The sequence below is a fragment of the Streptomyces sp. NPDC087420 genome (assembly GCF_044744165.1).
In the GTDB taxonomy this organism is placed as follows: Bacteria; Actinomycetota; Actinomycetes; order Streptomycetales; family Streptomycetaceae; genus Streptomyces.
The window spans coordinates 651,069-670,010 of sequence record NZ_JBIUXU010000001.1 but is presented as its reverse complement, the minus strand read 5'-3'; the positions used below and the strand labels follow the sequence as shown (position 1 = coordinate 670,010).

General features: G+C 70.9%; 13 protein-coding genes. 6 read left to right on the top strand and 7 right to left on the bottom strand.

The genetic code is table 11. From position 1 onward, the window contains the following. Window positions 1-165: 165 nt before the first annotated feature. Window positions 166-4,236 (top strand): discoidin domain-containing protein, encoded by a 4,071-nt coding sequence (locus ACIO1C_RS02890; protein WP_401857687.1) that lies wholly within the window; start codon window positions 166-168, stop codon window positions 4,234-4,236. Between the two features lie 102 nt (window positions 4,237-4,338). Here ACIO1C_RS02890 and ACIO1C_RS02885 read toward each other — a convergent pair whose 3' ends face one another. After that, on the bottom strand, window positions 4,339-5,091 hold the full coding sequence (locus tag ACIO1C_RS02885) for a DUF4232 domain-containing protein (RefSeq protein ID WP_401857684.1): 753 nt from the start codon (window positions 5,089-5,091) through the stop codon (window positions 4,339-4,341). A 185-nt stretch (window positions 5,092-5,276) separates the two neighbouring features. Beyond that, window positions 5,277-6,665: a serine/threonine-protein kinase gene (locus tag ACIO1C_RS02880; RefSeq protein WP_401857682.1), complete on the bottom strand. Its 1,389-nt coding sequence runs from the start codon at window positions 6,663-6,665 to the stop codon at window positions 5,277-5,279. Window positions 6,666-6,708: 43 nt separating this feature from the next. Here ACIO1C_RS02880 and ACIO1C_RS02875 point away from each other — a divergent pair, with 43 nt between their 5' ends. Beyond that, window positions 6,709-7,260 (top strand): RNA polymerase sigma factor, encoded by a 552-nt coding sequence (locus ACIO1C_RS02875; protein WP_401857679.1) that lies wholly within the window; start codon window positions 6,709-6,711, stop codon window positions 7,258-7,260. Window positions 7,261-7,306: 46 nt separating this feature from the next. Here the strand turns inward: ACIO1C_RS02875 and ACIO1C_RS02870 are convergent, their stop codons facing one another. The 4 genes from ACIO1C_RS02870 to ACIO1C_RS02855 are packed head-to-tail and all read right to left on the bottom strand — an operon-like array spanning window position 7,307 to window position 13,007. Next, a complete protein-coding gene (locus ACIO1C_RS02870) occupies window positions 7,307-9,976 on the bottom strand; it encodes a laminin G domain-containing protein (RefSeq protein WP_401857676.1) in 2,670 nt (889 codons plus the stop codon). Beyond that, complete coding sequence (locus ACIO1C_RS02865) at window positions 9,973-10,809, bottom strand: carbohydrate ABC transporter permease (protein WP_401857674.1); 837 nt, start codon at window positions 10,807-10,809, stop codon at window positions 9,973-9,975. Before ACIO1C_RS02865 ends, ACIO1C_RS02870 begins: the two co-directional genes overlap by 4 nt. Continuing rightward, window positions 10,806-11,696, bottom strand: a complete 891-nt coding sequence (locus ACIO1C_RS02860) for a carbohydrate ABC transporter permease (protein ID WP_401857671.1) — start codon at window positions 11,694-11,696, stop codon at window positions 10,806-10,808. The genes ACIO1C_RS02865 and ACIO1C_RS02860 overlap by 4 nt, the downstream gene beginning before the upstream one ends. 36 nt (window positions 11,697-11,732) lie before the next feature. Then, window positions 11,733-13,007 (bottom strand): ABC transporter substrate-binding protein, encoded by a 1,275-nt coding sequence (locus ACIO1C_RS02855; protein WP_401857668.1) that lies wholly within the window; start codon window positions 13,005-13,007, stop codon window positions 11,733-11,735. Between the two features lie 257 nt (window positions 13,008-13,264). Between ACIO1C_RS02855 and ACIO1C_RS02850 the strand changes: the two genes are divergently transcribed. After that, window positions 13,265-14,293 (top strand): LacI family DNA-binding transcriptional regulator, encoded by a 1,029-nt coding sequence (locus tag ACIO1C_RS02850; RefSeq protein ID WP_401857665.1) that lies wholly within the window; start codon window positions 13,265-13,267, stop codon window positions 14,291-14,293. A gap of 304 nt (window positions 14,294-14,597) precedes the next feature. Here the strand turns inward: ACIO1C_RS02850 and ACIO1C_RS02845 are convergent, their stop codons facing one another. Next, on the bottom strand, window positions 14,598-15,002 hold the full coding sequence (locus ACIO1C_RS02845; protein ID WP_401857662.1) for a PRC-barrel domain containing protein: 405 nt from the start codon (window positions 15,000-15,002) through the stop codon (window positions 14,598-14,600). A 197-nt stretch (window positions 15,003-15,199) separates the two neighbouring features. On the opposite strand from ACIO1C_RS02845, the gene ACIO1C_RS02840 reads away from it, so the two are divergent. The 3 genes from ACIO1C_RS02840 to ACIO1C_RS02830 all read left to right on the top strand — a co-directional run bounded on the left by ACIO1C_RS02840 (window position 15,200) and on the right by ACIO1C_RS02830 (window position 18,797). Further along, window positions 15,200-16,198 carry a lytic polysaccharide monooxygenase gene (locus ACIO1C_RS02840; protein WP_401857659.1) on the top strand — a complete coding sequence of 333 codons (999 nt, stop codon included), beginning with the start codon at window positions 15,200-15,202 and terminating at the stop codon, window positions 16,196-16,198. Window positions 16,199-16,435: 237 nt separating this feature from the next. Then, a complete protein-coding gene (locus ACIO1C_RS02835) occupies window positions 16,436-17,686 on the top strand; it encodes a glycosyl hydrolase family 8 (RefSeq protein ID WP_401857657.1) in 1,251 nt (416 codons plus the stop codon). Between the two features lie 55 nt (window positions 17,687-17,741). Continuing rightward, the gene (locus ACIO1C_RS02830) at window positions 17,742-18,797 is read left to right on the top strand and encodes a chitinase (protein ID WP_401857655.1); all 1,056 of its coding nucleotides are present in this window, start codon (window positions 17,742-17,744) and stop codon (window positions 18,795-18,797) included. Window positions 18,798-18,942 lie beyond the last annotated feature (145 nt).

The following is an 18,942-nucleotide window of genomic DNA, read 5'->3' as shown; positions in this document are numbered from 1 at the left end:
CGGGTTTCTCGCGGGCCGGCCGGCCCACCACCTCCGTTCACCGAGTCGGAATCGCCCCGACTCTTGACAGAAACGGCGGCGGATTACAGCCTATGGCAACGTTGTCAGGCGAACTGAGCCAGGTCGCCTGCTCCTGCGGGCCCACCTGGAATGGACGTCTTGCACATGTCGAATCAGTCGCCACACCCCTCCCGTCGGTCTGTCGTCGCCACGGGATCGACCCTGCTCGCCGGTCTCGGCCTCGGGGTCACGCTGCCCGGGACCAGCCGCGCCGCCACCACCACGGCCGGGGGCGCGTCCGCCGCGCGCGGTGAACTCGCCGCCTACCGCCCCGTCTCGGTGTCCTCCACCGACTACGCGCCCACTCCGGCCGAGTTCGTCGTGGACAAGCTCAACTCCGGCGGGGTACGGGGCACCGGCTGGCGCGCGGCCGACGGCGACCCGCAGTGGATATCCGTCGACCTCCAGGCCGACTGCTCGGTGGACTCCATCTCGCTCACGTTCGAGGCGACGTCGGACGACCCGGTGTTCGTGCCTCCCACGAGCGGCAACCCGCGCACCGACACCACCGGCCAGGAGATCCTGTCCAGTTACGCGGTCGAATTCGAGGTCGAGACGTCCCGGGACCACCGCACGTGGACCGCCGTCCACCGCACGGCCTCGGGCAAGGGCGGGCTCGTGGAGATCAAGCCGGCCAAGCCGGTGGTCGCGCGGTGGGTACGGCTCACCGTGAGCAAGCGCTCCAGCGCCAACCCGCTGGGCCTCAACGGCTTCGAGGTGTACGGCACGCCCAAGGGCCACCGCCCCGCCGCCACCGGCTGGACCGACTGGGGCACCCACACCCACAAGACCCCCGCGCTCGAGGTGGCCGACGACGGCACCGTACCGCTGGAGTCCGGGTGGACCCTGACCATGGACGACTGGGCCGGTGGCGAGGGCGCCGACCTGTCCCGTACGCCGGTGGACACGAGCCGCTGGCTGCCCGCGACCGTCCCCGGCACCGTTCTGGCGACGCTGGTCGACCAGGGCCATCTGCCCGACCCGGTGGCCGGCCTGAACAACCTGCACGTCCCGGAGGCCCTGTCCCGCCACTCCTGGTGGTACCGGCGCGGCTTCAGCCTGCCGAAGGGGCTGCGCACCGGCGCGGGCCGCCACGTCTGGCTGGAGTTCGACGGCGTCAACCACAAGGCGGACGTGTGGCTCAACGGCGAACAGGTCGGCGGACTGACGTTCCCCTTCGCCCGCTCCGCGCACGACGTGACGGATCTGCTGGTACGCGGCGAGCAGGCGCTGGCCGTGAAGATCTCGCCGATGCCGTTCCCCGGCAGCCCCGGCGACAAGGGTCCGGCCGGCGAATCCTGGGTGGACGCCGGCGCCAACATGATGAACCGCAACTCGCCCACGTACCTGGCCTCCTCGGGCTGGGACTGGATGCCGGCCGTACGCGACCGCGTCTCCGGCATCTGGAACCACGTACGGCTCCGCTCGACCGGCCACGCGGTCATCGGCGACCCCCGGGTGGACACCAAGCTGCCCAACCTGCCCGACACGAGCAGCGCCGAAGTGACGATCGTGGTCCCGGTCCGCAACGCCGACTCCGCGGACCAGCAGGTCACCGTCACCGCCTCGTTCGACGGCGTGAAGGTCTCCCGGAGCGTCACGCTGGCCGCCGGCGCCACGGCCGATGTCACCTTCGCCCCGGCCGACTACAGCCAACTGCGCCTGCGCAAGCCCAAGTTGTGGTGGCCCAACGGCTACGGCGAGCCGAACCTGCACGACCTGACCCTGGTCGCGTCCGTCGGGGGCTCGGAGAGCGACCGGCGCACCACCCGCTTCGGCATCCGCCAGTTCGGCTACGAGTTCGACGTGAAGCTCCCCTTCACCGGCGGCAGCGACGCGTACACGCAGTCCGTGGACCTGGGCAGCCGCAAAGCGCAGTACGTACGTGTCAAGTGTCTGACGCGTGCCACGAGTTGGGGCTCGTCGCTGTGGACCCTGTCGGTCTTCGACAGCAGTGTGCCCGGCACGGACCTGGCCAAGGGCAAGACGGCCACCGCCTCCTCCGTGGACGATCAGGGGAACCCGGCGTCCCACGCCACCGACGGTGACCCGACGACCCGCTGGTCCTCGTCGTTCGAGGACGACCAGTGGATCCAGGTCGACCTGGGCTCGTCCGTCTCCTTCGACCGGGTGGACCTCACCTGGGAGCAGGCGTACGCGAAGACGTACGTCGTGCAGGTCTCCGCCGACGGCGAGACGTGGACAGACGCGAAGTCCGTCGACAACTCGGCCGTACCGCTGCCGTTCCAGAGCGGCAACGCGAGCCTCCAGACGGTGGACTTCGCGGCCAGGACCGGCCGTTACGTCCGGATCAACGGCGGCGCCCGGGCGACCAGCTGGGGTTCCTCGCTCTGGACGCTGTCGGTGATCGACACCGCCAGGCCCGGCGCGGACCTCGCGCTGAACAGGACGGCGACCGCGTCGTCGGAGGACGGATCCAACAAGGCCGCCAACGCCACCGACGGCAACCCCGGCTCCCGCTGGTCCTCGGCCTACGAGGACAACCAGTGGATCCAGGTCGACCTGGGCTCGTCCGTCTCCTTCGACCGCGTGGTCATCGTGTGGGAGGCGGCCTACCCCAAGACGTACACGATCCAGGTCTCGGACAACGGCGACACGTGGACGGACATCACGTCCATCGACAACACACCGGATCCGCTGAAGATCAGCGTGAACGGGGTACGGGTCTTCTGCCGGGGCGGCAATTGGGGCTGGGACGAGCTGCTGCGCCGGATGCCCGCCGCCCGGATGGACGCGGCGGTCCGGATGCACCGCGACATGAACTTCACGATGATCCGCAACTGGGTGGGGTCGGTCAACCGCGAGGAGTTCTTCGCCAGTTGCGACGAGCACGGGATGCTCGTCTGGAACGACTTCCCCAACGCGTGGGCGATGGACCCGCCGGACCACGACGCGTTCAACAGCCTGGCGCGGGACACCGTCCTGCGCTACCGCATCCACCCCAGCGTGGTGGTCTGGTGCGGCGCCAACGAGGGCAACCCGCCCGCGGCGATCGACAACGGGATGCGGGACGCGGTCGAGTCCCAGGCGCCCGGCCTCTTCTACCAGAACAACTCGGCGGGCGGCATCGTCACCGGCGGCGGTCCGTACGGCTGGGTCGAGCACGAGCGCTACTTCTCGCCGTCCACGTACGGCAGCGGCAGCTTCGGTTTCCACACCGAGATCGGCATGCCCGTGGTGTCGACGGCGGAGAGCATGCGCAACCTCGTCGGCGACGAGCCCGAGTGGCCGATCGGCGGCGCGTGGCTGTACCACGACTGGAGCACGCGGGGGAATCAGGCGCCGCAGAACTACCAGGCCGCCATCGAGACCCGCCTCGACACGGCCCACGACCTGGACGACTTCGCGCGCAAGGCGCAGTTCGTCAACTACGAGAACACCCGGGCCATGTTCGAGGCGTGGAACGCCAACCTGTGGAAGGACGCCAGCGGCCTGATGCTGTGGATGTCCCACCCGGCGTGGCACAGCACGGTGTGGCAGACCTACGACTACGACTTCGACGTCAACGGCACCTACTACGGGGCGCGGGCGGCGTGCGAGGCCGTGCACGTCCAGGCCGATCCGCAGAGCTGGCAGGTCATCGCGGTCAACCACACACCCCAGGCGCTGAAGGGCGCGACGGTCTCGGCGCGCTGCTACGACCTGTCGGGACGGCAGCTCGGCGCCACCCGCAAGGTGCGGGTGGACGTGGCCTCGTCGACCACGGCGGACGCGTTCACCGCCGCCTGGACGAAGGACCAGCCGGACTTCCACCTCCTGCGGCTGCGTCTGGAGGACAGCCGGGGCAAGACCCTGTCGGAGAACACGTACTGGCGCTACCGCGAGGCCGGCGACATGAAGGCGCTCAACCGCGCGAAGTCCGTCAAGGTCTCCGCCGACCTCGGCCGGGTGACCAGGGCGGGGGCGCGCCGCGAGCTGACCGCGACCGTCCACAACCGCGGTTCGGCGGTGGCGGCGATGGTACGGCTCTCGCTCCTGGACGCCACCAGCGGCGAGCGGGTGCTGCCCACGCTGTACAGCGAGAACTACGTGTGGCTGCTGCCCGGTGAGTCGAAGAGCGTCACGCTCTCCTGGCCCGCCGAGGCACTGCCGTCGGGCCGGCCCGCCCTGCGGACCGAGGGCTACAACGCGGCGCGGGCGGTGACGCGCGCCTGATCATGCCGCGAGGGCCGGGGGTGGGTACTGCCCCCGGCCCTCGCGTTCGGTTCGGGTCCTGCTCCCGGCCGGCGTTCAAGGTCCGCGTCCGGGCTCCGTGTGTCAGGCGCCCGTGCCCGCCGTGAACACACCGACCGAGGGCACCGACGCCTTGCCCGTGTTGGTCACACTGCCGCCGGTCCAGGCGACCTTCAGCGCGTCCTTCTCGTCGGGCGGGGTGATGAGCACGGCCGCCGGGGTGACCGTCGTGACGCCGGTGATCTGGGGGTTGCCGAAGGTCATGGGTGCCCAGGCGCTGCGGCCGGGGGCGAGCTTGACGAGCGTGCCGGTCACACTGGCGCGCTCGGGGTCCACCGAGACGTGGTGTCCCGCCTTGTTCAGGAAGGCGAGCCCGGGAAAGCCGTCGACGGTGCAGGTGTGGCCGGACGTGTTGGTCAGGACGAGCGCGAAGTTCTCCTGACCGGCTCCCGGGTTGTTGTCGCCGACGGACGCCTTGACCTCGGAGGTGTGGCAGCGGTCGGCGGCCGCCGACGTGCTCGTGCCACCGCTGTGCGTGGGTGTGCCGGAAGGGCTGGTGCCCTTCGTGGCCGATCCGGTGGAGGCGGAGGCGTCGCCGGACGCGGTCTTGTCCGGGTCCGGGGTCGCCGTACCCGACGGGTCGCCGCCCACCGGGACGGCCGGTCCGCCGACGGTGTGCGGGGCCGGGGCGGCCGGGTCGTCCTTGCCCCCGCAGCCCGTCAGCAGCGCGGCGACCGCGACCACCAGGGCGCCGCCCGCCGCGAGCCGTGTGCTCCGCCGGTGCCGGGCGAGCGCGGACCGGGGTCGTACGGGGAACGTCTCCTCGTTCTCGGTCATGTCTGCCGTCACTCCTTCTCCGTACGAGGTCCTTCCGGACCGTCATCCCCGCACCACACGGCGCCCGGGGCCCGTGCGGCCCGGAGCGGTGGTGCGCTACAACCGGTTCGATGACGGGCCCGGCGCGAAAGTTCACGCCTGTTCCCGAAAACTTCCGGCGCGCCCCCACGCGTCCGCGCGGGGTCTCAGCCCGAGACCCGCAGGCTGCGCAGGATCCGGTCGGTCGGGTCGTCGCCCGCGCCCCGTCTGATCTGGACGTATGCCTGGGGGTCGCCGTCCCGTACCGGCGTGAGGCCGATCTCCTCCAGCGACCGCCCGGCCGTGCCGCAGGAGGACCAGGTCCGTACGCGACCGTGCCAGGAGGCGTCCGAGAATGTACGGCTGCCGTCGTACCGGCAGGCCCGGTGGCTGATCGTGTCGACACGGTCCGCCAGGTCCCGGTCCGCGCCGAGCCCCACGAACACACCGCTGACCTCCGCGCCGAGGTCCGGCCAGCGTCCCACATCCCCGGCGACGGTCAGCCCCGGGGCGTGGTGGTCCGGCAGGCCGAGCGCCTCGGGTGTCCAGCCAGAACCGGCCAGCTGCCCGGCCCAGGCGGTGGGCACGTCCACGCGGATACGGCCTGTGGCGTCGCTCACCCGCTCCACGGAGGGCGCCGGGGAATCGGTCTGCCACCGTACGGCGGCGACCGCGCCGAGCGCGACGACGGCCAGGGCGGCCGCGGCGGCGAGCAGCCGCCGGGGGCCGGACCGGCGCGGTCTCCGGCCCGACGGGTGGCCGTCGGGCTGTCCGGTCAGCCGTTCCAGTTCGAGCGCGAACGCCGCCGCCGTCGGCCACCGCCGCTCGCGGTCGCTCTCCAGGGCCCGGAGGACGGCACGCTGGATCGCCGGGGACAGCCCGGGCCGCAGCCGGTCCGGCGGCACGATCTTCCCCGGCGGGCCCGGGACCACACCGGTGAGCAGGTGGTACAGCAGCGCCCCGAGGCTGTAGACGTCGGCGCGCGCGTCGACGCCGTCGCTCTGGTCGAGCTGTTCGGGTGCGGCATAGCCCGCGGATCCGACGGTCAGGGTCAGCCCGGAAGCCTGCGCCAGGCTCTTGGCGAGGCCGAGGTCCGCGACGAGCACCCGCTCCCCGCCGTCCGGGGCGGTCGCGACCAGTACGTTCGACGGTTTGATGTCCCGGTGTACGGCCCCGGCGCGGTGCAGCGCCGCCACTCCCCCGGTGGCCGCGGCGGTGAGCCGAAGTGCCTCCGCCACCGGCAGCGGCCCGGCGGCGAGCCGGTCCTCCAGCGTGCCCCGGTCCGCGTACTCCATGACGAAGTAGGGCCGGTCCTCGGAGTGCTCGCCGATGTCGAAGACCTGGACCAGCCCGTCGGAGGCGGCGCGGCGCAGCAGCCGCGCCTCCGACAGGAACCGCTCCCGGATGTCGAGCCGGTACGCCCAGTTCTCCGCCATGACCTTGATGGCGACGGGCGCCTGGAGCCGGTCGTCGTGGGCGAGCCACACGACGCCGAAGGCACCCGTGCCCAGGCGTCGCTCGACGCGGTAGCGACCGATCCACTGAGGTGAGGACATGTGATTATCATGCCTGGGTGATTTCACTCTGCACGCATACCCCATGACCTGGGCACCGGACACCGAGGCTCTGGCGGCGCGCGCCGCGGCCGGTGACCAGGCTGCCCTGGACCAGCTCCTGCGGGAGATCTGGCCCGAGACCGTCCGGCGGTGCGGCCGTTTCCTGCTCTTCCGGGAGGACGCCGAGGAGGCCGCGCAGGACGTCCTGCTCCAGGTCGCACGCCACATCCACCGCTTCGAGGGTCGCAGCCGGTTCAGTACGTGGCTCTACACCGTGGTGGCCAACTGCGCCCGGCAGAAGTACCGCGAGCTCAAGCGCCGGGCCGGCGAGACACCCCTGTCCGCCGAGGTGACCGGCCGCGCGGATCCCCGGACGACCAGTGTGATCGCGGGGTCCCGCGTGGACCTGCTGGAGGCGCTGGAACGGCTCGAACGGGACAGTCCGCACCTGGTGGAGCCGCTCGTCTACCGGGACATCTGTCAGATGGAGTACGCGGAGATCGTGGAGCGGATGGGCATCCCGCTGGGCACGGTGAAGTCACGCCTGCACCACGCCCGCCGCCAGGTCAGACCGTGGCTGGCGGAGAACTCCTGATCCGGCCGGGTGGACGGCGGTAAGCCGCCGCCCACCCGTCACCGTCCTACACCGTGTCCTGGTTCCGCCGAAGGTCGAAGCCCAGCGCCCGGATGTTCTCCAGCCGGCCGTACGGGCTCCGCGCCGCTCCCTGGTCACGGGTGAGGCTGGTGAATCCGCCCCGGATGCCGAACAGCCCCGCGAGGACCGCCTCCGTGACGGCGACCGCCGCGTTGCTCTCCCGGTTGGACACCCCCCGCTCCGCGACCCGGTAGCTGCCGTCGGGGGTCACCTCCATGGCCTGCCCCCACACACCCCCCGACGTGGTGCGATGGGCCCGCCGCAGCATGGCCGCCGCCGTCTCCGGGCGGCCGAGGCGGCACAGCCCGTACGCGGTCGCCCCGGGCCACGCCGCGAAGGCGCCGGCCGCTCCGTGGTCGGGCCGGTCGGAGAGCGGGGCGATCGGGTCGCCGGGATCGAGCGCGCGCATCCAGTCGCCGTCGACGAGGTGACCGGTGACAAACCGGACCATCTCCTCGCGCTGTTCCGCCGTCAGGTCCTCCGACATGTCGGCGGCCACCAGCGCGAAGTCGAGGCAGTGGCCGATGGGTTCGCTCCCGTCCGGGTGCGAGACCGCCCACCGTCCGTCACCGGCGTACTGCTTGAGGACGGCCGCCGACAGCTGGCCCGCCTCGGCCTCCGCCGCCTCGGCCTCCTCCCGCTCCCCCATGAAGCGCAGGAGTGTGGCGAGCGACCGCATCATGCCGACGTATCCGGCGTTCAACGACACCACCGCGTGGCGGTAGTTGGGCACGCACTCCAGCAACTCCCAGGCGTCGTCGCCGAAATCGACGAGCACGCCGGATCCGAAGGAGGCACGCCGCCCTCTCGGCCGGTAGGCCATGGCACGCAGGTGGTCCAGCACCGTACGCCCACCGGTGACTTCACCGAGCAGCGTGAGATCCCCGGTGACCCCCACATAGGACTGGACGGACCGGAACAGCGCGTGGTCGTTGGCCGCGTAGTGGTTCCCGACCGGGAGCAGGTTCCGGGTGTCGAAGGAATGGCAGCTGTCGTACGGCTGGTCGAGCGCGGCCAGCAGCCAGGCCCGTACGCCCGCCGGTTCCAGCAGGGCGGCGGTCCTCCCCCACTCGGACTGGTCCCAGAAGAACGTCGTGGTCGGCCCCAGCCGGGGCCCGCCCGTCAGGAACACCGGCCCCGAACTGCCGGACCGGGTGTTGCGCAGGTAGACCGCGAGGAGGGCACCGGTGTAATACGTCCTGGCCAGGTCGGGGTCCGCGTCGGACAGCGTCGGCAGGTGGCCGGAGAACTCGTCGTTGCCCGGTTCGAAGGCGCTGCGCCACGTACGGCGCCAGCGGTCGGCGACCGCGTCGAAGGAGGAGTCGAACGACGCGGCGGCGGACGAGGCGGCGTCCCGCGTCCCGGCGGCCGATTCCCCGATGTCGAGCACCCAGCCGATGACAACGTTGTCCCCTGGGCTGAGTGTGAGGTCCCACCGGGCCACGGCCCGCGCCCCGTCCGCTTCCAGGGCGGTCGGCCGCACGGAGAAGGCGTACGACGACACCGCCGTGCTGCCCGTGTCCTCGACGGTCACCCCGCCGTCCCGTACCCGCGCCGTCCACCGCTGTCCGCCCCACCACGGGGCGGTGCGAGCCATTACCCCGCCGTCCAGGGACAGTTCGGCGGCCTCGGCGTCGACCCGTACCGCCACGGTGTGCCAGGTCTCCGGGAGCAGGGGCTCCGCCGCCGTCACCCGCTCGCCGCCAATGGTCAGGGTCAACCGCCCGTCTTCCAGGGCGACTTGCAGCGAGTCGGGGTGGTTGCCGTGGGTGAGGATCACACCGGTACGGTCCGTGTCCCCGGGTCCGTCCAGCCGTACCTGGAAGTGGAGGGTGTCCCCCTCCTCGATCTCCACCGCGCCGAGGTACCGGTCGGTGTCGGGCCGGATGTCGTGGCGGGCGCCCGGCTCACCCAGCGGCACCGGCGTTCCTCCGGCGCGCGTCAGGGCGACCTCCCGCAGCGCGCAGGTGGCACCGGGGGCCCGTACGCGCCCGGAGTCCGGTGTGCTGTGGTCGGGGAGTTCCGACTCCAGCAGCATCGGCGCGGAGTCCTCGTCGCGCTGGATGCCGGGGATCCGGGGGCTGCCGATACGGATCCGGCGCGCCCCCACCGGCAGCAGCTGCACCTGGCGGGGCCGGGGCGCGGTCACCTCGGACCGCAGCCGTTCGGTGGCGTAGAAGTCGTGGTGGTGCCCGGCGTTCCAGGGGCACCCGTACAACCAGCCCCAGTCCACGTCGGACCGGGCGAACATGGCGAGCAGTTCCTGCTCGACGGTCACCGTCCGCGTCTGTGTGGAGGTGTTGCGCAGCGTCAACCGCCAGAAAACGCGGCTGCGTTCGTAGCCCATCCGTACGTCGGTGTGGACGGTCAGCCCTTCGCCGGCGCCCTCCCGCTCCACGCCCCACGGGGACCAGCGCAGGCGCCGGGCGGGCAGGGGCAGCCCGTCGATCCGCAACACACCGGTGTGGTAACCGCCGCTGTACGGCGGGAAGGCCAGCCAGGACAGGGAGGTCAGGTCGTCGTTCACATGCCCCTGGCCCGCCTGGTTGCGCAGCGAGGGGAGGTGGGCCAGTTCCGCCCGGTCCGTCCAGGGTCCGGCGAGCGCGTCGAGGGCCGGGACCCCGTCGGTCGTCAGGGTCGCGTGGCGGCTGGTCATTTGGAGGCTCCCGACATCAGGCCGTGGATGAACTCCCGCTGGCTGACCAGGTATCCCACCAGGGGGATGATCGCCGCGAGGAACATGATCCCGAACAGCTGGCTGTAGTCCGTCGAATAGGCGCCGAGGGACACGTAGATTCCGGTGGTGATGGTCTGGCCCTGGAGCGGGCCGAGGATGAACTGCGGGTTGAGGAAGTCGTTCCACACCCACAGACCCAGGAAGATCGCGACGGTGGCGGTGGCCGGCCTGACGACCGGGAAAATGATCTTCCACCAGATCCGCAGGTCGCCCGCCCCGTCGACGCGGGCGGCCTCGATGATCTCGCGGGGGACCGTGCGGAGGAATCCCACGTACACGAAGACCGCGAAGGAGAGGTAGCCGCCGCCGACGTTGGAGAGGATGAGGCCCGGGTAGCTGTGCGCCAGGCCGATCCACTGGAGCATGATGACCACCGGCAACAGGACGACCTGCGGCGGGACCATGAGGCCCAGCGCGAAGAGCGCGAGCAGGAGGGACTTGATCCGCGGGGACCGTTCGGAGACGTAGAAGCCGACCACCGATCCGAGCGGGACGAGGACCGCCACGCTCACCACGGTCACCAGCACCGAGTTGAGCAGTCCGGCCTGCACCAAGTGGTCCGGGCGGCGCAGCGCGTTGAGGATGTTGTCGAAGGTGAACGGCGACGGCGGCGCGGCCGGGTTGGACAGGATCTGGTCCTGGTCCTTGAACGCGCTGACGAACGCGATGTACACGGGCAGGATGAACGCCAGGGTGACGAGCCAGGCCGCGGTGGCGCGCCCGGCCAGGCGGAGGAATCCGGGGAGAGTCACAGGTCCGCTTCCCTCTTCCGCAGGACGTGGGTGGCCGAGTAGGAGACCAGGGCGGTCAGGACGAGCAGGACCATGGCGATGGACGAGGCGTAGCCGAACTTGTTGTCCGTGAAGGCCGCGGTCACCAGGTAGTACGCGGTCGACTGGGTGGCGTTCGCCGGCCCGCCGCCGGTCAGCACGGCGATGACGTCGTACAGCTTCAGTGTGGTGATCAGGCACAGCACCACACTGATCGTCATGCCGGGCGCGATCATGGGGAGGGTGACGTGCCGGAACCGGCCGAAGAACCCGGCGCCGTCGACGCGGGCCGCCTCGTACAGCTCGGCGGGCACCGACTGGAGGGAGGCGGTGTACACGACGGTGGCGAAGGCGATGGTGATCCAGCTGACGACGACGCAGATGGAGAACGTCGCGAGCCCGGAGCTGCCCAGCCAGGCGACCGGTTCCTCGACCAGGCCGACCTTGACCAGGAAGACGTTGAGCAGCCCGTTCTGCGTGAGGATGCTGCGCCAGATGAAGGCGACGATGACCCCGGAAAGGACCTGCGGGATGAAGATGAGGGTCCGCATCACCCGGTAGTTCGCGGTCGACTTGTTGAGGAGCATCGCGAGCAGCAGACCGACCGTGTTGGCGACGACGGTGACGGAGACCACGACGATGCCGGTGAAGAGCAGGCTGTGCAGGAACAGGTCGTCGGAGAAGAGGTCGGTGTAGTTGGCGAGGCCGACGAAGTTACTTTTCCCCTGGAGCGGGCTTTTGTCCGTGAAACTCCAGAACAAACTCTGGAAGAGCGGGAACAGCAGAAACATGGCGTAGAGAGCGACGGCTATCCACGCGAGGGGCGCGAGACCGAGACTCCGGCCGCCGCGGGGCGTGCGACTTGGCACTGCGGGAGATCCTTTCCTGGTTCCTCACACCGTCGGTCACTTGGCGGCTTTGTCCCAGGCCGTGTCGAAGGCGGCCAGCTGTCCCTTCACGTCGGAGTCGGTGAACAGCTTCTGCGCCATGGCGTTGAACTGGTCGACCAGACCGGCGGGAAGAGCGTCGTCGTTGTTGACCTCGCCGAACGCGCTGACCTTGCGGGCCTCGCCGGTCACGTACGCGTAGGCCTCGGTGTAGACCGGGGTGACCTTCGCGCCGAAGGAGTCGAAGGGCACGTCCTTCAGCATGGGGAAGGCGCCGTCGGTCTCGATCAGTGTCTTCAGATTGGTCCGGGACAGCGACCAGGCCTTCGCGAAGTCCATCGCCTTTCGGACGTCGGCCGACTTGGCGCTGACGGAGGTCGTACCCCCGGTGGTGAAGGGAACGACCGTGCCACCACCGGCGCTCGGCAGCAGGAAGGTGCCGAAGTCCGCCGCGTCGGCGGGCGGGATGAGGCCGATGAGCCAGCTGCCCATCGGGTACATCGCGGACTTCCCGGCGAGGAACTGCGTGTTGGCGTCGTTGTAGTTCACGCCGAGCGCGCCCTTGTCGAAGCCTCCCGCCGTGACGAGCTCACGGTATTTGCCCACCGCGGCCACCATGTCGGCGTCCGTGAACTTCACCGTGCCCGCGTACCGGTCCTTGACCCAGTCGGGGTTCGGTCCCATCACATCGGCGGTGATGAGCCCCGACAGCGGGTAGGCCGCCGCCCAGGGCTCGGCGCCGGCCATCTGGAGCGGGGTGACCCCGGCCTTCCTCAGTGTCTTGACGACGGTCATGAACTGGTCCCAGGTCGTCGGGACCTCCAGGTGGTGCGCCGCGAAGATCTTCTTGTTGTAGAAGATCATCGGGATGATCTGCGAGTTGGTGGGCGGGATGTAGCTCTTGCCCTTGATCGCGTTGCCGTCGGGGTCCGTGAAGTGGTCGTCCAGCCATTTCTGGTCGTACGGCTGGAGCAGGCCCGCGTTGATGAAGTCCTTGGGCGTGATCGAGGAGAGGACGTCGGGGAACTGGCCCGAGGCCTGGAGCTGCTTGGCGTACTTGTCGCGGTCGGCGTCCGGAGAGACGATCTTCTTCACGGAGATGCCGGGGACCTGCTTCTGCGCGTCGGATATCGACGTGTCCCAGAAGGTGGCGGTCAGGGCGGGGGTCTCGAACGTCATGAACGTCAGAGCGGTGGCACCCGACCCGGTGCCGGCGCTGGTGGAACAGGCCGTGAGCGACAGCGCGGCGGCGAGCCCCACCGCGGTCGCGAACAGCGTGCGTGCGCGTTTCATTCGTTCTTCTCCTTGACGAGTGGGCAGTTGGCGCGACCGGGCCCGGAACCGTTCGGTGGAACGGGGGGTCTTTGCACCCCTCGTCAGGGATGGATCGTGCACCCGACAGCGAGATAACGTTGTCTTGGAAGTACAGTATGTTTCCGCGACGTCAAGTCAACCCCTCCAGCGTCACGGACAGATCTCGGAGCCTTCGGTCGCACCTCCGGCCGGCGCGTCGGTGCGATCATGCTCGGACCTGAGCGAAAGGAAGCGCAGTGCCTCGTCCTGATGCCACGGGAAAGCGTGGCCCGTCCCGCCCCCGCAGACCGACCATGGTCGACGTCGCCCGGGAGGCCGGGGTCGCGCTGCGCACCGTGTCGCGGGTGGTGAACGGAGACGTGACGGTCGGTGACGCGCTGGCCCAGCGGGTGCGCCAGGTGATCGAGACACTCGGCTACCAACCGGACGAACGGGCACGGCAGTTGCGCAGTGGCCGTACGGGCACGATCGGGGCGGCCGTACGGCACATCGCGGAAGCACACCCCGTCCTGCGGGCCATCGAGGCGACCGCGCGCGGTGTGGGTCTGAACGTCGTCGCGATGTCCACCGACGACGACGAGGTGCGCGAGCGGGAAGCCGTGCTCTCCATGTGCGGGCGCCGCATGGACGGCATCATCATGGAGCCGATCGCGGACGGCCACCAGTACCTCCAGCCCGAGATCGACTCCGGACTCGCCGTCGTGGCGTTCGACCGGCCCGCGACGGGCGTGTCGGTCGACACCGTCCTCACGGACAACCGCGCGGGAATCCGGATGGCCTTCGAGCACCTCGTCCGCCACGGCCACCGCAGGATCGGCTACATCGGCGACGACGAGCGGGTGTACACGGGCCACGAACGCGCCGCGGCGTTCCGCGACTGCCTGAACGGGATCGGCGAGCCGCTGGAGGGCATGGTGCGTCCGGGCCCGGTCGAGCAGGACCGTATCGCGGCGGCCCTGGCGCGTCTGCTCGGTGGTACGGCGCCGGCCACCGCACTCATCACCGGCAACTACTCGACCACCCTCGCGGTCATCCGCGCGCTCGGCGCCGACCTGGGCACCGTGGCGCTGGTGGGCTTCGACAACTTCTCGCTGGCCGACCTCCTGCGCCCCGGCCTGACCGTGATCGCGCAGGGGGACGAGGAGATAGGGCGTACGGCGATCGAACTGTTCCGGACGCGCCTGTCGGACCCGGCCCAACCGATCCGTACGATCACGATCCCGCCCACGCTCATCGCGCGCGGCTCGGGGGAGATCCCCGCCTGAGGCGGGCGCGCGGCGCTCTTCGGGCCTGCCGCCCATCCCTTCGCCTGTCCGCACGGGGCGCCGGCCATCACCAACCCGTACGGGGCCTCGCCCCCGTACGCCGTCGAACCGGGCACCCTCGGAGGATCACGCGGAGTTCCGCGCCGGGCCGACACCGTTCCGGCCGGCGTCCGCCCGGCCACTCGCTCACGGCACGACGCTCGGCCCGGCGCCGCCGGCCGGGGAACTCCCGCACCCGCGCCGCGTCGCGGCCGAATCCGCCGCCGAACCGCACGTACGGCGGAGGTCGCCCCATGGCGGATCGTCAGGAGACGGGGACCGGGCCGAGCGCCTGGTAGTAGTTGCCCACCGCCGACAGATACGCCACGTCCGTCGTCTCGCTGTCCCTGGCGAAGCGGGGCGCTGCCTTGATCTCCTCCCGGGCCCGGCCGACGACCACCCGCCGGGTGTCGGAGTCGATGCCGGTGATGAGGCCCGCGGGGATCAGGAGGCTGGTGCCGAACACCCACATCCCGGTGTCGACGACCAGGTGCCGCATCCCGTCGTGATCCGTCTGCCGCTCCACCTGCCCGACGACCCCGTCGGTCGCCTCCACCTCGAAGCCCACCAGGGACCGGTCCTCCCCGTAGCCGCAGTCCGCCGCGTACGCCCAGATGTTGTCCATGTCCGTCTCGCCCCTCGTCGTGTCCAGGCCCGATTCCACTGCCATCGCGTGACCGACACGTACCCCGCTCACCGACGATCATGAGCAGATTCACCCCGATGCCGAGCACGGATTCCCGCCGCGCCCCCGGAGACGGTGGCACGAGGGCGACAACTCCGGTGAACGGCCGGGGCGCCCCCGCCGTAATGGACAGCACACTGTTACGCGCAGGGCCCCCGGGCCCGCCGAGGGAGCCCGTCCTGATGATCCGTCACCGCACCTCCGCAACGGCCGCCTTCGCCGGCGCCGTCACGTTCCTGCTGGCGGGTTCGGCGCTGCTGGCCGCGGGTCCCGCGTACGCGCACGGCGCGCCGACCGATCCGGTGAGCCGGGTCGCCGCGTGTGGCCTGACGTCGGAGGGACTCGCCGGCTCGCCCGCGTGCCGGGCGGCGGTCGCCGCCAACGGCGGTCAGCCTCTCGGCAGTTGGGACAACCTGCGGGTCGCGGACGTCGGTGGCAGGGACCGGCAGGTCATTCCGGACGGGAAGCTGTGCAGCGCGGGCCTCGCCGCGTACGCGGGACTCGACCTGCCCCGTGGCGACTGGCCCGCCACCACGCTGGCCCCGGGGGCCCGCTTCACCCTCACGTACCGCTCCTCCATTCCGCACGAGGGGACGTTCAGCCTCTACCTCACGCGGCAGGGCTACTCGGCGAACACGCCGCTGACGTGGGACGACCTGGATCCCGAGCCCTTTCTCACCGCGAAGGACCCGGCGCTGGAGAACGGGGCCTACCGCATCCCGGCCCGCCTTCCGGCAGGCCGGACCGGCCGGCACGTGTTGTACACGGTGTGGCGCAATACCAGCACGCCGGACACGTACTACTCGTGCTCCGACGTCGTCTTCCCCGGCAGGAGCGCGGGACAGGCCAAGGCCGCCGCCCCGGCCACCCGCTCCGCCTCACCGTCGGCCCGGGCCTCGTCCCCGGCCCCGGCCCCGGCCCCGAAACGGACTCCGAAGCCCGCGGCCGTCCCCTCCGCGGCCCCCTCCCCTACCGCGTCCTCCCCCTCCCCCGTACCGGCCTCCACGGCGGCCGATCCCGGCAACGCCTCCACCGTGGCGGACACGGGCTCCCCGCTCACCCCGACCACCGCCTCCCTCGCCGGGGCCGCCGCGCTGGCCGTGGCTGTCACGGGCGCCTTCCTGCTGCGCCGCCGCCGTACGGCCGTCGCCGGCCGACCGCACCGCAGGCACCGCCGCTGACGCGCTGACGCGCCGATCACCAGCCCGGCCGACGCCGAGGCCGACCCCCGTCGGCCTCGGCGTCTCCGTGCTGTCCCGACACGCCGCCCCGACCTGCCTCCCCGAAGGTTTTCGCACGCTCCCGGCCTGTCGTCTGTGCCGGCCAGGTAAACGACAGGAAACTTTACTAACCAACATCTTGTCGAGGTCATGACCACGCGGCTAACTTCCCCACAACCCCCCAACCCCGGAGGCCCGATGCCCCGCAGTCGCCGTGCGAGATGCGCAGCAGCCCTCTCCGCCACCGCCGTCCTCACCACCTGCGCCTGGACCGGACTCACCCCGGCCGCCGGTGCCGCCGCGGGACCGGCCGTCCCCTTCGGCAGCCACTCGTTCGCCTACGCGGCCGGCACCCTCGCGCCCAGCGGCGGCCAGGCCGCCGCGGACCGCGCCGTCGTCGACTTCTACGCCAAGTGGAAGGCGAACTTCGTCAAGCAGAACTGCGGCAACGGCTGGTACGAGGTGTACGCGGCCGACGCCGACCATCCCTACGTCGCCGAGGCCCAGGGCTACGGCCTGGTCATCACGGCGCTGATGGCGGGCGCCGACGCGGACGCCAAGAAGATCTTCGACGGCATCCTCAAGTACGTCCTGGCCCACCCCTCCGTGAACAACCCCGACCTCCACGCGGCGGAACAGGACGCGGGCTGCCGGAGTGTCAACGGGAGCGACTCCGCCACCGACGGCGACCTGGACATCGCGTACGGACTGCTCCTCGCCCACAAGCAGTGGGGCAGCACGGGCACGTACAACTACCAGAGCCTGGCGACCCGCCGGATCAACGCCGTCAAGGCGAGCGAGCTGCACAGCGGCTCCAAGCTGATGAAGCTCGGCGACTGGTCCTCCGGCAGCTACGACCAGATCTCGCGCACCTCGGACTGGATCCCCGGCCACTTCAAGGCGTTCCGCAAGGCCACCGGCGACACCACCTGGGACGCGGTCCTGACCAAGACCCAGTCGGTGATCGGCAGCCTCCAGTCCGGGTACGCGTCCACCACCGGGCTGCTGCCGGACTTCGTCGTCAACACCACGAGCACGCCGAAGCCGGCGCCGGGCGAGGTCCTGGAGGACGCGCACGACGGCGACTACAACTGGAACGCCTGCCGGGACCCCTGGCGTCTGGGCACCGACGCGGTCGTCAACAACGACAGCGCGTCGCGTACCGCCGTCCGCAAGATGAACTCCTGGATCAAGACCAAGGCCGCCAACGACCCGGCCAAGATCCGGGACGGCTACAAGCTCGACGGCACCAGCTTCGGCACCGGCAACGAGCCCGCCTTCTTCGCCCCCTTCGCGGTCGCGGCCATGACCGACCCCGCCGGCCAGGCGTGGCTGGACGCGCTGTGGAAGAAGATGCTCGCCACCACGCCCAGCAGCACCGACTACTACTCCACCAGTGTGCAGTTGCAGTCGATGCTCGTCGTCACCCACAACTACTGGACTCCCTGACCAGCCGTCAGGTCCCGTCCGGCGCGCACCCCCCCACCTGAGGAGAACCAGCGACATGACATCCCCGCACCACACCCCGCTCCGGCGTCGGCCCCGCCTTCTGGCGGCGGCCGCGGCCCTGTCCCTGGCCGCCACCGCCGCGCTCTCCGCGGCCACGACCGCCACCGCGTCCGCCGACGGCGGTTCGGGTACGCCCGCCGCCAAGGCCGCGGCGGCCGTGCCGGTCGGGCTCAACGCCCCGTACCTGTACCTCGGTTGGGGCAGCCCCCAGAGCGCCACGTCGGTCATGGGCGCGACCGGCGTCAAGCAGTTCACGATGGCGTTCATCCTCTCCGACGGCGGATGCAATCCCAAGTGGGACGGGAGCCGGGCGCTGACGGGCGGCAACGACCAGTCCACGATCAACGCCATACGGGCCGCCGGGGGCGATGTGACGGTCTCCATCGGCGGCTGGTCCGGCAACAAGCTCGGCGAGAAGTGTTCGTCCGCCACCGCCCTCGCCGGGGCGTACCAGAAGACCATCGACGCCCTGAAGCTCAAGTCCATCGACATCGACATCGAGGACACCGAGTTCACCAACGCCACGGTCCGTGAGCGGGTGGTGGACGCCCTGAAGATCATCAAGACCAACAACCCCGGGGTGACCGTGTACGTCACCTTCGGCACCACCCGGACGGGTCCGGACGCGACCGGGCTCGACCTGATCAAGCGGGGGGCGAACAACAAGCTGGACATCGAGGGCTGGGCGGTCATGCCGTTCGACTTCGACGAGGGCACCATCGACATGGTGGCCGCCACCAAGGGCGCGGTCGACGGCCTGAAGAACGCCGTGGCCTCCGCGTACGGCCTCTCCTCCGACGCCGCGTACCGCAAGGTCGGCTTCTCCTCGATGAACGGCAAGTCGGACGTGCCGGGCGAGACCGTGTCCGTCGCCAACTTCAAGTCGATGGTCAGCTACGCGACCAGCAAGCACCTGTCCCGGGTGAGCTTCTGGGCGGTCAACCGGGACCGCGCCTGCGGTGGCTCCACCACGGACGCCGGGTCGGACTGCAGCGGTGTGAGCCAGAGCGCGCTGGACTTCACCAAGGCGCTGGCCGCGTACACCGGCTAGGCATTTCGCCGGTCACTCCGCACGACGGGAGCGGGGGGGGGGGGGGGGGCGCCCCCGCCCCCCCCCCCCCCCGGGCGGCCCCCCCGCGGGGGGGGGGGGGGCGGGGCCGGGGGGGGGGGGCGGGGGCCGCGCCCCCCGGGGTGAG